A 14,917-nucleotide genomic window follows, 5' to 3' on the forward strand; every position below is an offset into this window, starting at 1 on the left:
GTTTTCAAAAATGTATTTGAAATTATTTAATTATTTTTTTGGTGAGCAACCTGCCATTGTTGAAATTTTCACGGCTTCAGTTGGCGGAAGGAACTTGTTTCTTTCCAATAAACTTTCTACCATTTTCTTCGCAGTTTCTGTATAAATCTCAGCAATTTTAGAACCTTCCTGCAAAGCTGCCGGTCTTCCTACATCACCCGCTTCTCTGATGCTCTGAATTAAAGGAATTTCTCCTAAAACAGGAATATTTAAATCTTCAGCTAAATATTGCGCTCCTTGGTTTCCAAAGATATAATATTTATTATCAGGTAACTCTTCCGGTGTAAAATACGCCATATTTTCTATCAATCCAAGAACAGGGATGTTGATACTTTCCATATTGAACATCGCAATTCCTTTTCTAACGTCTGCCAAAGCAACGTGTTGAGGCGTACTTACGATCACTGCTCCAGTTACCGGAACTTCCTGAATAATAGACAAATGAATATCACCAGTTCCCGGAGGAAGGTCGATTAATAAGAAATCTAATTCTCCCCAAGCTGCATCTCTGATCATTTGGTTCAGAGCTTTTGAAGCCATTGGTCCTCTCCAGACTACCGCTTGGTTTGCTCCTGAAAAATATCCAATAGAAAGCATTTTCACACCGTAATTTTCGATAGGTTTCATTAAGCTTTTTCCGTTTACGTCAACAGAAATTGGTTTTTGACCTTCTGTATCAAACATCGTAGGAACAGATGGTCCGTAAATATCAGCATCTAAAATTCCTACTTTGAAACCCATTTTCGCTAAAGTTACTGCAAGGTTTGCAGAAACGGTAGACTTACCAACACCACCTTTTCCTGATGCGATGGCAATAATATTTTGAATTCCAGGGATTTGTTTTCCTTTAATCTGGCTTAGCTGAACTTCACTTGGTTCCGGAGAAACAATTTTAAGTTTTAAATTAATCTCTTCACCAAATTCACTTGCAAACGCCTGTTTCATTGCTGCCTCAAGCTTTTTCTTTTCGTGCATTGCCGGCGAATGCGCTGTCATATCTATATAAACGTCATTCCCCATTACTTGAAAATTAGACACCAAGTCATCAACTTCAATTTCTTTAAGGAAATCCTGAATCTTTTCTTTAGTCAACATAAAAATATAAATTGAGCACAAATTTACGGAAATTTTAGCTATTTAGAATCAACAAAGAGTATGATAGATAAATTCTTTTGCAAACCTAATTTTTATGTATTTTAGGGGCGATTTTAATTTATATCCATGAAAAAAATATTATTCGTTCTTTTAGGATTAATTGCTCATAATTCGTTTTCACAAAATTATTCGCAATATGTAAATCCTTTTATCGGAACGGGCGGTCACGGACATACTTTTCCGGGCGCAATTGTGCCTTTCGGAATGGTACAACTTTCTCCGGACACAAGAATAGACGGAAGCTGGGACGGTTGCAGCGGTTATCATTATTCAGATTCTATCATCTACGGGTTTTCTCATACCCACTTAAACGGAACCGGAGTTTCAGATTACGGAGACATTATGTTGATGCCTACGATGGGGAAACCGGGATTAACGCCAAAAGAATATTCATCAAAATTTTCTCATAAGAACGAAAAAGCAACGGCTGGATTTTATTCTGTTAAATTAGATAAAAATAACATCGATGTTCGTTTGACTACCACCGCTAGAGTTGGTTATCACGAATATAAATTCAATAAAGCCGGAAATGCTAACATTATTTTAGATTTAAATCACAGAGACAAACTGCTGGAAGGTGAAGTAAGAATTATCGACAGCAAAACGATTGAGGTTTTCAGAAGAAGTGAAGCCTGGGCAACCAACCAATATATTTATGCGAGAATTGAGTTTTCAAAACCAATGAAAATTTCAAGTAAAAGCTTTAACGGTAAAAACGAAAACAATACTTTTTCGGGAACTAAATTAGCTTTAGCATTTACCTCAGCAGTAAAAAAAGGTGAAAAAATAAGTGTAAAAGTGGCGATTTCTCCGACTGGTTACGAAGGAGCAGCAAAAAATATGTTGGCTGAAGGAAAATCAAATGATTTTAACGAAATTCAAAATCAAGCCGTTGCAAACTGGAATAAAGAACTTTCTAAAATTGAAGTAAAATCTGACGATAAAAACAAACTGGCAATTTTCTACACCGCAATGTATCACGTTTTCACGCAACCTAATATCAATATGGATGTTGACGGAAAATACCGTGGAAGAGACAACAAGTTTTACACAGCGAATGATTTTGGATATTATTCTGTTTTCTCACTTTGGGATACTTTCAGAGGAGCGCATCCTTTGATGACATTGATCGACAAAAAAAGAACCGCAGATTTTGTAAATACTTTCATCAAACAGCGTGAACAAGGCGGAAGACTTCCGGTTTGGGAACTGGCTTCCAATGAAACCGAATGTATGATCGGTTATCACGGAGTTTCTGTAATTGCAGATGCAATGGCAAAAGGAATTACCGGTTTTGATTATGAAAAAGCTTTTGAAGCTTCAAAAAATTCGGCGATGCAGGATATTTTTGGTTTAAATGCTTACAAACAGAAAAATTACATCAGCATTGATGATGAGCATGAAAGTGTTTCTAAAACTTTAGAATACGCTTATGACGATTGGTGTATCGCTCAAATGGCGAAAATTTTAAACAAGAAAGAAGATTACGAATACTTCATGAAACGTTCTCAAAACTGGAAAAATCTTTACAATCCAGCGAATGGTTTTATGCAGGCAAGAAAAAACGGGAACTGGTACGAACCTTTTGACCCTAGTGAAGTCAATAATAATTACACTGAAGGAAATTCTTGGCATTATTCATATTTTGTTCCGCAGGATATTCCGGGATTAATTCAGGCTCATGGCGGAAAAGAAAAATTTGAACAATTTATCGACGCTATTTTCTCAGCTTCAGATAAAACAACAGGAAGAGAGCAGGTAGATATCACCGGATTGATTGGACAATATGCACAAGGAAACGAGCCGAGTCATCACATCGCTTATCTTTATAATTTCGTTGATAAGCCTCAGAAAACAGAAGAAAAAATCAAATTTATTCTTGATAATTTCTACAAAAACACTCCAGATGGATTGATTGGAAATGAAGATTGCGGACAAATGAGCGCATGGTTTATTTTAAGCTCAATGGGAATTTATTCTGTAACTCCGGGGAAAGCTGAATGGGAAACGGTAACGCCATATTTTGATGAGGTTAAATTACATTTAGAAGATGGAACAACAAGGATCATCACTAAAAACACTCCGAAAAGTGAGCTTAAAAAACTAGGTTTTGAAAACATAAAGCCCATTAAAGACCTAAAATATGCAGAGCAGACTGCTTCGCCAGTTATCAATGCAGACCGTCTTTTTGAGTTTACCACTCAGGTAAAAATCACTCCGCTGAATGAAAAAGATAAAGTATATTATATGACTTTGGATGAAAGTGATGCCAACGTAAGAAAAACTTTTAAAGTGTATAAAGAACCTTTCACCATCAACAAAACAACTCAGGTTTCTACATATGCTGAAAGAAATGGTGAGAAAAGCGGAATTACCACAGCCAACTTCAACAGAAGACCTAATCATTGGGATGTAACCATTAATGCAACCGTAAATCCGCAATATACAGCCGGTGGAAAATTGGCAATTATCGACGGGATCAATGGTGATGTCAACTGGAGAAAAGGTGAATGGCAAGGTTATCAAGGTCAAACTGTGGAAGCGATTATCGATTTTAAATCTCCTCAGCAGATCAATGAAATTTCTTCAACGTATTTACAGGACAGCAGAGCGTGGATCTTAATGCCTAAAAAAGTAGAATATTACGCTTCAATGGACGGCAAAACCTTCATTCTTCTGAAAACTTTAGAAAATAATATTGATCCTAAAGACACCAATGTTCAGGTAAAAGATTTCAGAACAACGGTTCTTCCTACTGAAGCAAGATATGTAAAAGTAAAAGCGTATCACTTCGGAAAGCTTCCGGAATGGCATCAAGGGGCAGGTGGAGAAGCTTATGTTTTTGTGGATGAAATTTCTGTGAAATAGAAATTCACAATTTATAAATAATGAAACCTCTTCCGATTTGGAAGAGGTTTTTTTGTTTTTTAATATCTCGCAGATTTTTCTATTTTTTTTTTTGAATCTGAATAATTAGCAAAAGGCACTCTATTAAATGAGGACTTATCAATAAATATGGGTGTAATATTATTTAGCAAAAAATTCTTTAAGATTCCCTTTCTTTATTAAATTGATGGTTTTGGGAGTTGTCATTTTATAAATAGAACCATATTGAATATCCTCATCAAATGATCCTTTTGTTTTTTTATCATTTATAAAATCATTATTAAGAGCATTTTTTACTTTGACAATATCATATTTTGGATTGTAGGATTCCGCAACGATAACTTTATTATTTTGATAATTAAATGCACCCAGTTTATTAATCCTATCTATTGGGAAAATTTCATTTTCTGTTGAGGTAGCAAGAACAATCAATGTATCTTGCCTACTAAAAACATAAAAGAATTTCAACCTTTCATCCCTTAAATTCTCATCCTTAACATTCTGTAATACGATATTGTATATTTCTTCAGACACAAAAAACTGATTATTTTTTTGCCTGCATGAATAAAAAAATAAAACTATTCCGATTAAAATTAGTTTTTTCATTCGTTTTTTCATTAATCTGTTCTCTCCGACCAATTCAACACTTCCGGCAATACTTTATTTGAAAATTCAATGTGAATAACTCTTCTTTTCTTGCCGTTTGTTGTTCGGTTGGAACCATGAAGAAGCAAAGGTTTCATGATCATCAATCCGCCTTTTTCTACGTTGCAGATCGTTTCTGTTTCTACATTCCAATCGATGGTTTCGGGTCTGTAGATTCCTTTTGAGTGGGATTTAGGAACTACTTTTAAAGCTCCATTATTTTGATCGGTATCATCAAGATGAATTCTGATGGTAAAGATATTTTCAAGAATTTCTAAAGGTGGTTGCACTGCAAACTGATTCTGTTTGGTTGTCCACGGTCCGAAATTTTCCAGTTCAACCTTTTTATCCACTGAAATGGTTAAATCCTGATGATAGGCAACATACCAGTTTGATTTTTCAGGTTTGTCGAAATAAATACTTTTTACAGCAAAATACTTTTCACCGAAAATTTCTTTAATGATCTCTTTTACACTATCATTAAAAATGAACTCTTTCACATCGGGAACTTCCTTTAAAAACTGTCTGATTGCAAAAAGATCTTCCGATTTTCTGAACGTTTCTTTTGAAGTATCAATATTTTGAATGACTTTGGTTATTTTTTCAATTTCATCTTCTGAAAAAATATTGTTGATGACTGTGAAGCCGTTTTCCTGAATTAGATTTTTATGATTTTGTAAATTCATTATTATAAGTTTTTACTTCCATATGTTTGTCATTCTGAAAGAAGCATAGCGGATTGAAGAATCTATTTTAAATGCAAAGATGGCAAAGATTTTTTTTAAATGTTTGAAAATATTTTTCGTTCGCAAAGGCGTTCCACTCAGCAAAGGAAGACAAATTTTGTGGTTATTTCTATACTGAAAATAACGACTGCAACCCTAGCCACGATTGGAATGACATCCTTTTTGGTTGCGGGTGGGGTGGAGCGAAGCGGAATCCGTAACCAAAAAGATATAATGGAAAGCGGGATAAAGCTTCAATAAAAAAATGGTCAATAATGAAGATTAAAAATTCACTATTGACCATTTATTAGCCTAAGCTAAATAAATTTATAGAATATGAATTGTCAATGGTGAATTCGCTTGGCTTGTGAATTTTCATATTAATAATTCACATTTCACTAACGAAGTTAAATTGACATTTCACGATTAATTACATATCTCCCCCGTGATTTTCGAGCTGCCCTTCCCATTTTGAAACGGCAGAAGTTGCTAAAGCATTTCCTAACACATTGGTCATACTTCTCGCCATATCGCAGAAGTGATCGATAGGAAGAATCAAAGCAATTCCTTCCGGTGGAATTCCAAACATCGAACAAGTCGCAACGATAATTACCAAAGATGCTCTCGGAACTCCTGCAATTCCTTTTGACGTTAACATCAACACCAAAAGCATTGTTATTTGTTGCCCGATAGACATTTCAATTCCGTAAATCTGAGCAATAAAGATTGATGCAAAAGTCATGTACATCATACTTCCATCTAAATTAAACGAATATCCTAAAGGCAAGATAAACGATACTACTCTGTTATTACAGCCAAATCTTTCTAATTCTTCAACCAATTTAGGGAAAACAGCTTCCGAACTTGTTGTAGAAAAAGCAATCAACAAAGGCGATTTAATTCTTTTTAATAAATCAAAAAGACGGTTTCCTAAAATTAAATATCCTACAATCAATAAAACAAGCCAAAGAACGGCAATAGCAAAGAAAAAGTCTCTCAGATAAATGGCATATACCTTAAATATTTCAAAACCATTGGTCGCGACAACGGCCGCAATGGCACCTAAAACTCCAAGTGGTGCAAACCACATGATGTAACCTACCATTTTTAGAATCGCATGAGCAACCACATCAAATAATTTAATAACCGGTTGTGCATATTCGTCTCCCAAATTAGCTAAAGCAACTCCAAACATAATTGAGAAAACTACAATCTGAAGTACTTCGTTTGTTGCAAAAGCTTCAAAAATACTTTTAGGAACAACATGCTTTACAAAATCTTCCATAGAAAACCCTTTGCTCGATTTTAAAAGCTCTTCTGCAGAAGCAGCATCCTGTATCGGAAGTTTGGTTACATGTCCCGGTTCAAGCCAGTTTACCAGAATCAAACCTATGAAAAGAGAAACAAGAGATGCAGAAATAAACCAAAGCATCGCTTTAGATCCTACTCTACCAATCATTTTAATATCGCTCATTTTGGCAATTCCCACCACCAAAGTTGTGAAAACCAACGGTGCAATAATCATCTGAACCAGTCTGATGAAAATAGTTCCGAGGAGTTTTATATTTTTCGAAAACGGTTCTGCGCTTTCAGGATATTGTAAATGAACCAAGCCTCCAATTGCTACACCCAAAATAAGTGAAACAATGATGGCAATAAATAGTTTGTTTTGTCCTTTCATATCTATTATCAATTGCCACAAATATAATAGTTTTAAAATTGTGGTTAAAAGTTTGTTAAGAAGCGTTATAATTTCATCATTCAAAAAAAATTAAACCTCAGATTATGAAAAACTTAAAACAAAATATTTTTGAGAATTATTATTTTTTTAGATAATTGGTATAGATTTTATTATTACATTTGAGTCTAACGAAAACATTAAATTATCTTAATTATGAAAAAAACAATCACAATGTCTGCTCTAGCTTTGGCAGTATCATTTGGAGCTATTTCGTGTAAAAAGAAAGTTTCTGACGCTGAGCTTCAGACTCAGGCAACAACTGTTGTAGCAGCAAGTCCTACTGCAACTATTGAAGTAAAAGAAGGAGTTGCGCATCTTGGCGGAACCTTTGCAACTCAGGCTGAAAAAGATGCGGCTATAAAATCTCTGAAAGAAATAAAAGGGGTAAAAGATGTACATGATATGGCAACTGTAGAATCAGTTCCACCTCCACCACCGCCTGTAGAAACTGCTTCAGCTGTAGATCCTATGGTTCAGCAAAAAGTACAGGATGCTGTGAAAGATTTTCCTTCTGTAAAAGTAGAAGTTGTAAACGGAGAATTAACACTTACAGGAAACGTATCTTCTGTTCAGGCTAGAAAAATTAAAGAATCTGTAGATGCTTTAAAAGTTGGAAAATATAACAATAACTTAGTGGTAAAATAATTAGAGATGAGCACATTACAAGATAAATATTCAAGTGTAGTTTCTGCTGCTCAGTCTGCAGGAGTTTCAAACTTACAGGTTCAGGAGCAGGACGGAATTCTTTATGTTTCCGGAAATGCATCAAACACCGCTGCAAAAGACGCAGTTTGGAATGCTTTAGGAGCAATTGATTCTACGTATTCTGCTTCAGATATTAATATCGACGTGCAGGTTGCAGGTCTTGCTGCAGGTGCAAATCTTACGGTTGCTACCGAAGAATCTAATCTGAACATCAGACAAGAGCCTTCAACTGAAGCTGCAGTTGTAGGAAAAGCAGCTAAAGGAGCTTCTGTAACTTTAGTAGAGCAAACTTCAGACGATTGGTGGAAAGTAAAAACTGCCGATGGACAGGAAGGTTACGCTTATTCAAGATATTTGAAAGCTTAATTTTACGAATTAACTCACTTTAACTATAAACATCCCATTAAAGGGATGTTTTTTTTATTACTTTTGCGCCATAAAAATCAATAAATGGAGAAAAAGTTTTGGTTACTGCTCTTTGTAATCAGCAGTTTATTATTAAATGCTCAAAAATTAAGCATAGACGGAAAAGTTTTAAACTTTGAAAAAAAACCAATTGAAAATGTCACCGTTTATTTATTGAAACAAAAAGATTCCTCTATTGTTAATTATACACCAACCAACAGCGAAGGAAAATTCTCTCTAAAAACTGATGAGTTCTCAGAATCAACTATTCTAAAAATTGATGCTGAAAAATATATTACGTACTCAAAAAGTTTTGATGTTATTAAACAATCGGTTTCGCTTGGAGAAATTGAACTGGAGAAAAACTCTGTTCAAAATATTGAAGAAGTAACAATTTCAGCTTCGCCTGTTAAAATTAAAAAAGATACGATCGAGTTTAATGCTTCTGCAATAAAAGTAAGACCAGACAGTAAAATTGAAGAACTTTTAAAACAGATTCCGGGTGTTGAAGTCAGCAACGACGGAAAAATTACCGTTAACGGGAAAGAAGTCGACCAGATCATGATCAACGGAAAACCTTTTTTCGACAAAGACGGAAAAATTGCATTACAAAATCTTCCGGCAGATATTATTAAAAATATTCAGTTTACCACTACAAAAACCAAAGAAGAAGAATTGAGTGGTAAAGCTCCGAAATCGAAGAATACCACCATCAATTTTACTATAGACGAAAAGAAAAACAAAGGTTTACTATCGCGTTTAACAGTTGGTTACGGCTCTGATGAGCGCTATGAAGGCAGCTTACTTTTAAGTTATTTTAAAAAAGATTCAAAGATCAGTCTTTTGGCATCTTCTAATAATATCAATTCTCAGGGTTTTTCTAATGATGAGGTTTTCGACAGTATGGGACACGGAAGAAATTCATGGCTTATGCAGGGTGGATCTGTCATTAGTGACGGCGGAAATACGTATTACACACAAGGTGGGAACAATACCAAAGGAATTCAGCGCAGTACGACCGTAGGATTTAATTACAGTGATAAATTCGACAAAAAAACAGATTTGGAATCTTTGAGTGTAATGCACATCGATAATAATCTCGAAACAAGATCAAGAGTTTCCAGAACCACTTTATTACCGGAATTTACGTTAAAAACAAACTCTGAAAGCAACGGAGAAAATGATAGCCAACAGTATAGTTTTGCTGCTTCAGCAAGAATAAAAATAGATTCTCTTACCAATATTTATTTTTCACCTAACTTTTCACGAACAGAAGGTTTTAATTTCAGCAATTCAAAATCATCTACTCTAAAAGATAATTTACTTCTGAATGAAAGCGAATCGTTTACAAGTTCTAAAACAGAGAACAATAATTTCTCGCCCAATCTTTATTTTTCAAGAAAATTTAAAAAGAAAGGCCGTGTTTGGTCAGCCAATATAAACACTACGATCTCAGAATCTAAAAGGGAAAACACCAATAATTCCCAAACTATTTTCTACCAAACCGCAGATCCAAATGATATAAGAAATCAAGTTTCCAAGACAAAAAATCAAACCAACAGATACCGTTTTACAACAGCCTATTCTGAGCCTTTATCCGATTCATCAAATGTAACTGTGAACTTAACTTACGAAAATAAATTAACCAGAAATTTAAGAGATGTAAATGATTTTGATTTGAGTAATGGACAATATTCTGACTATAATGATGCTTTATCGAATACGATGAGCCAAAAAAACAGCCAATTTAAACCTGAAATATCTTATGAGCTCAATAAAAAGAAAATCAATTTTTGGGCATCGGCCAATTTGGATATTACAGATATGAATGTGAATTCGTTTTTCAACAGTCAGCGATACAACTTTCAAAATAACTTTGCTTTGCCCGGCTATAGTTTAAATCTTCAATATCAGTTTTCAGACAATAAAAGTCTGAGTATTTACAATAGCGCAGATTTTTCGATTCCTACTGCAGAACAGCTTACGCCGTTTACAGATAATATGAATCCTTTGATTACTTACAAAGGAAATCCAGATTTGAAAAACAGGTGGCAAAACTCATCTTATATCTATTACAGCAATTATAATATCTTGAAAAACATGAACTATTATATGAGCTTAAGTTTCAACTACTACAATAATGATGTGACCAACTATTCTTACTATGACGATTCTGGAAAGCAGTTTTCTACCTACGTCAATATAAGTGGAAACAAATATGTAAACCTTGGTGGTGGCTTTTCTAAAACATTCAAATGGAAACAGAATAAACTTATTTTAAACCCTAGATTTAATATGAATTATGGCTACAACAGAGGTTTTATCAACACACAGCAGTTTACCAGTGAAACATACAGCATCAACCCTGGTTTTAATCTTACGTATGAATTGAAAGAAAAATTCACCATCAAACCGTCTTATTCATTAGGCTATAATTTCTCCGAATACAGCAATTACAGTGTTGGAAATGTGAAAACAAGCAATCAAATCCTTAAAATGGAGTTGACCAATTATATTTTTAAAACTAAACTTGTCTTCGGAAATGATTTTGAATACAACACGACCTCAAACATCGCGCCTGGTTTCAAAAGAGACTTCTACTTTTGGAATACAAGTTTGGGATATTCATTTTTCAACAAACAGTTGACCGCAAAAGTGAAAGTATATGATGTTCTTAATCAAAACCAAAGTGTAAGACGTACTATTACCAACACTTATTTTGAAGACAGAGAAGATTTAATTCTAAAACGTTATGTCATGTTTTCTTTAACCATGAAACTAAACAAATTTGCTGGAAAGAAAGCTGAAGTAAAATAAAACCAACGTTTATATATTGAAATGATCAGAAGAAATTCTGGTCTTTTTTTGTAATATTAACTAATTATTTTATTAATAAATTAGCGTCAAAATTTTTATCAATGAAGAACTACTTTTCAATGTTGTTGATGTTTTTGTTTTTTGTGGGAACTGCACAAAATACGCCACCAAAAGACACGTATGTAAAAGACAATTACACCAAGCAGGAATTTTATATTCCAATGCGTGATGGTACAAAATTATTTACAGCAGTTTACATTCCGAAAGATATTTCAAATAAGAATAAATATCCTTTTTTGATGCAGAGAACCTGCTATAATATTGCGCCTTATGGTGAAAATGAATACAAACAGAGAATTGGCCCAAATCAGTTTTTAATGAAAGACAAATATATTTTTGTGTATCAGGATGTTCGCGGAAGATATATGAGTGAAGGGATCTTCACGAATATGACTCCACAGGTTGAGAGAAAAACCAAGAAAGATGTTGACGAAAGTACAGATACCTACGACACGGTAGAATATTTGGTTAAAAACATCAAACACAACAACGGAAAAGTGGGTCAGTTCGGAACTTCATATCCCGGATTTTATACTGCGGTAGGTACTTTGGCGCAACATCCGGCTTTGGTAGCATCTTCTCCACAAGCTCCGATTTCAGATTTCTGGAACGACGATTTTATGCACAACGGAAGATTTATGTTGGGTTATTTTAAAACATTTCCGGTTTTTGGAGTTCAGAAAACCAAACCTGAAAACAAAGCTTGGTACACCGATTCTATGATCAAAGCCACTTCTGAAGACGGTTTAAAATTCTACAGAGACATGGGAACATTGAAAGATGGTTATGAAAAATACTACAAAAATAATTTCTTCATGACTGAAATAATGAATCACTCCAATTTTGATGAATTTTGGCAGAAAAGAAATCTTTTGCCACATCTTAAAAACATCAATCATGCAGTAATGACAGTTGGTGGATGGTTTGATGCAGAAGATCTTTCAGGACCTTTAAATATTTACAAAACCATTGAAAAAACAAGCCCGAAAGCTAAAAACACCATCGTGATGGGACCATTTTCTCACGGAGGTTGGGGACGAGAAGAAGGAAAACATTTTCATAATCAAATTTACTTCGGTGACAGCATCGCAACGTATTATCAGAAAAATGTTGAAACGAAATTTTTCAATCATTATCTAAAAGGAAATGCAAAACAGGACGCAGATTTACCTGAAGCTTTAATGTACGATACCGGAGCAAAACAATGGCGAGAATTTACAACGTATCCTCCAAAAGAAGCAAAAAAAGTTAACTTTTACTTAGCCAACGGAACTTTAAAGAACAATGCACAACAAGGATTTTCTGAATATTACAGCGACCCAAATAACCCAGTTGTAAGTTCAGATAATCTGAAAGATTTTAACGGATTTACTCCAAGAAATTACATGTCGGAAGATCAAAGATTCGCTGTCGGAAGACCCGATGTTTTGACTTTCACCACCGATATTTTAACAGAAGACATAACTTTTGCAGGAGAAATTTTGGCTAAATTAAATATCGCTTCAACTTCAACAGATGCTGATTTTGCAGTGAAATTGATCGATGTTTACCCTGAAGATTTTAAACCCACTGAAAAGAAAGACGGTGTGATCTATGGAAATTATCATCAAATGGTAAGAAGTGAAATTATGCCTGCAAGATTCAGAAACTCCAGAGAAAAAGGAGAAGCTTTGGTTGCCAATCAAAAAACTGCCGTGAATTTCAGATTGCAGGATGTTGTTCATACTTTTAAGAAAGGACATAAAATCCAGATACAAATCAGCTCGACATGGTTTCCATTATTTGCTATTAATCCTCAGAAATTCTTAGACAATCCGAATTTCTCGACGAAAGAAGATTATACGAAAGCGTTTATTAAAGTTTTTGAAGATTCTTCGATTGAAGTTGAGATTTTGAAATAAACGATAAAAAGCTGTTCGGTTTGAACAGCTTTTTTTGTTTTAATTCTCTCGCAGATCTTGCAGATAACGCAGATTTTTTAATACAATCATCTGCAAAATTTGCTAAATCAGCGAGAGAAAAATTCTACATCACATTTACATTATAAACTTGCGTTAAAAAAAGTTCATTCCTCAATAGTTCTAAAAGTCAAATTTACTCTTGGAGTTTTTACTTTTGTCGTTGGCGGAAGCCGATGAAGCCAGTTTTCCTGCGTTATTCCTTTCATCACCAATAAACTTCCGTTTTCCAATGAAATATCAATTCTTTCTTTGGAAATCTTATGTTTAAAAGAAAACTTTCTTTCTGCTCCGAAAGTTAAAGAAGCAATTGCTCCATGTTTTTTCAGATCTTTTTCGCCGTCGCTGTGATATGCCATTCCTTCGCTTCCATCGTGATATAAATTGAGAAGACATGAATTATATGTTTCGCCTGAAGCCTCTTCACATTTTTGTCTTAATTGTAATAATTCAGGAGTCCAGAGTTTTGCATATTTTGTTCGGTTTGAGTAAGTATATTCAAATGCTTTTTCACCAAACCAGGCAACTTTTCTCTTGGTATAGATTAGTTTTCCAAAGATGACCGCCTCGTCATTTTCCCAAGGGATTTGGTTGAATAAATATTGATAATATTTTTCGCATTCTTCATCAGAAAAAATCTTTCCATAATATTCTGTGACACCGTCTTTGGGTAGAATATTGATAGGAAAATCTTGGATTTCGTCGAACAAACTAATCATGTTATTTATCTTTTAATTTTGAACCATTAAGGTTTTATTAAGTAATTAAGAATATTAAGTTTAGCCTTGCTTTAAGCTACTTTTTTACAAAATCTATTTGATTTTCTTAACTGCACTTAACTTCTTAAAGCAACTTAATGGTTCAAAAATAATTTAATAAACTAATTTTAATACACTTTCGCACTTTCCCAGCCAATTATCAATTGTTTTCTATCGCTTCCCCACATATACCCGCCAATTTTCCCTGAAGATTGTATCACACGGTGACAAGGAATTAAAAATGCTACAGGATTACTTCCAATCGCGGTTCCAACTGCTCTTGAAGCTTTAGGATTTCCAATTTTATCGGCTAAATTTCCATAGGTTGATAATTTTCCCATTGGAATGGTCAGTAAACTTTCCCAGACTTTGAGCTGAAAATCTGTTCCTTTTAAATGAAGCTTGATGGTGTTAAGCTTTGACCAATCTTGATTGAAAATCGACAATGCGTTTTGCTGAAAATCGTCCTGTCTTTCAAAAAAAGATGCATTGGGAAATCTACTTTGTAGATCTCTCAATGCATTTTCTTTATCTTCTTCGAAAGCCATATAGCAGATCCCTTTTTCGGTGGAAGCTGTGATGATTTTTCCAAATGGGCTTTCAGAAAAGCTATAATTGATATTTAAATTCTTTCCGCCATTCTTATATTCTGCAGGCGACATTCCTTCAATTTTCACAAACAGATCGTGCAATCTGCTTGTACTTGAAAGTCCGGTCTCTAATGCTGCGTCAAATAATGTGGCTTTTTCTTCTTTCAGTAAACTTTTTGCATGCTCAAGACTGATAAACTGCAAAAATTTCTTCGGACTTGTTCCTGCCCAATCAGTAAATATTCTCTGAAAATGTGCCGGACTCAGATTTACTTTTTCAGCAACCTCATCCAAATTAGGCTGAAGCTTAAAATTGCTCTGAATAAATTCTATCGCTTTGGCAATTCTCTGATAATCTATTTCGTCTTGTGTGAACATTTCATTTTGTTTTGTATCACAAATTTCCAAAGAAAAACTGAAAGAAAAAATCCGT

Annotated in this window: 11 protein-coding genes; 5 read left to right on the plus strand and 6 right to left on the minus strand. The window is 34.3% G+C overall.

Going from position 1 to position 14,917, the window contains the following annotated elements; all coding sequences use genetic code 11:
* Positions 1 to 30: 30 nt before the first annotated feature.
* Positions 31 to 1,134 carry an Mrp/NBP35 family ATP-binding protein gene (locus BUR17_RS06705; protein ID WP_074229553.1) on the minus strand — a complete coding sequence of 368 codons (1,104 nt, stop codon included), beginning with the start codon at positions 1,132 to 1,134 and terminating at the stop codon, positions 31 to 33.
* 126 nt (positions 1,135 to 1,260) lie between these two features.
* Here BUR17_RS06705 and BUR17_RS06710 point away from each other — a divergent pair, with 126 nt between their 5' ends.
* Positions 1,261 to 4,062 (plus strand): GH92 family glycosyl hydrolase, encoded by a 2,802-nt coding sequence (locus BUR17_RS06710; protein WP_074229554.1) that lies wholly within the window; start codon positions 1,261 to 1,263, stop codon positions 4,060 to 4,062.
* Positions 4,063 to 4,221: 159 nt separating this feature from the next.
* Here BUR17_RS06710 and BUR17_RS06715 read toward each other — a convergent pair whose 3' ends face one another.
* From BUR17_RS06715 to BUR17_RS06730, 3 genes are all read right to left on the minus strand, one after another.
* The gene (locus BUR17_RS06715) at positions 4,222 to 4,686 is read right to left on the minus strand and encodes a hypothetical protein (RefSeq protein ID WP_143747538.1); all 465 of its coding nucleotides are present in this window, start codon (positions 4,684 to 4,686) and stop codon (positions 4,222 to 4,224) included.
* Positions 4,687 to 4,697: 11 nt separating this feature from the next.
* Entirely contained in the window at positions 4,698 to 5,411 is a 714-nt protein-coding gene (locus BUR17_RS06720) for a phytanoyl-CoA dioxygenase family protein (protein ID WP_074229556.1), read from the minus strand.
* A gap of 469 nt (positions 5,412 to 5,880) precedes the next feature.
* Positions 5,881 to 7,131, minus strand: coding sequence for a dicarboxylate/amino acid:cation symporter (locus BUR17_RS06730; protein WP_074229558.1), 1,251 nt, complete (start codon positions 7,129 to 7,131; stop codon positions 5,881 to 5,883).
* A 213-nt stretch (positions 7,132 to 7,344) separates the two neighbouring features.
* On the opposite strand from BUR17_RS06730, the gene BUR17_RS06735 reads away from it, so the two are divergent.
* From BUR17_RS06735 to BUR17_RS06750, 4 genes are all read left to right on the plus strand, one after another.
* Positions 7,345 to 7,836, plus strand: coding sequence for a BON domain-containing protein (locus BUR17_RS06735; protein ID WP_074229559.1), 492 nt, complete (start codon positions 7,345 to 7,347; stop codon positions 7,834 to 7,836).
* 6 nt (positions 7,837 to 7,842) lie between these two features.
* Positions 7,843 to 8,262 (plus strand): SH3 domain-containing protein, encoded by a 420-nt coding sequence (locus BUR17_RS06740; protein ID WP_066679244.1) that lies wholly within the window; start codon positions 7,843 to 7,845, stop codon positions 8,260 to 8,262.
* Between the two features lie 84 nt (positions 8,263 to 8,346).
* On the plus strand, positions 8,347 to 11,118 hold the full coding sequence (locus BUR17_RS06745) for a TonB-dependent receptor (RefSeq protein WP_074229560.1): 2,772 nt from the start codon (positions 8,347 to 8,349) through the stop codon (positions 11,116 to 11,118).
* A gap of 101 nt (positions 11,119 to 11,219) precedes the next feature.
* Entirely contained in the window at positions 11,220 to 13,079 is a 1,860-nt protein-coding gene (locus tag BUR17_RS06750) for a CocE/NonD family hydrolase (RefSeq protein WP_074229561.1), read from the plus strand.
* 164 nt (positions 13,080 to 13,243) lie between these two features.
* Here the strand turns inward: BUR17_RS06750 and BUR17_RS06755 are convergent, their stop codons facing one another.
* Both BUR17_RS06755 and BUR17_RS06760 read right to left on the minus strand, forming a co-directional pair.
* Positions 13,244 to 13,852 carry an alpha-ketoglutarate-dependent dioxygenase AlkB family protein gene (locus BUR17_RS06755; RefSeq protein WP_378085998.1) on the minus strand — a complete coding sequence of 203 codons (609 nt, stop codon included), beginning with the start codon at positions 13,850 to 13,852 and terminating at the stop codon, positions 13,244 to 13,246.
* Positions 13,853 to 14,022: 170 nt separating this feature from the next.
* The gene (locus BUR17_RS06760) at positions 14,023 to 14,862 is read right to left on the minus strand and encodes a bifunctional helix-turn-helix domain-containing protein/methylated-DNA--[protein]-cysteine S-methyltransferase (protein WP_074229563.1); all 840 of its coding nucleotides are present in this window, start codon (positions 14,860 to 14,862) and stop codon (positions 14,023 to 14,025) included.
* Between the last annotated feature and the right edge of the window lie 55 nt (positions 14,863 to 14,917).

The organism is Chryseobacterium scophthalmum (genome assembly GCF_900143185.1).
Lineage (GTDB): Bacteria > Bacteroidota > Bacteroidia > Flavobacteriales > Weeksellaceae > Chryseobacterium > Chryseobacterium scophthalmum.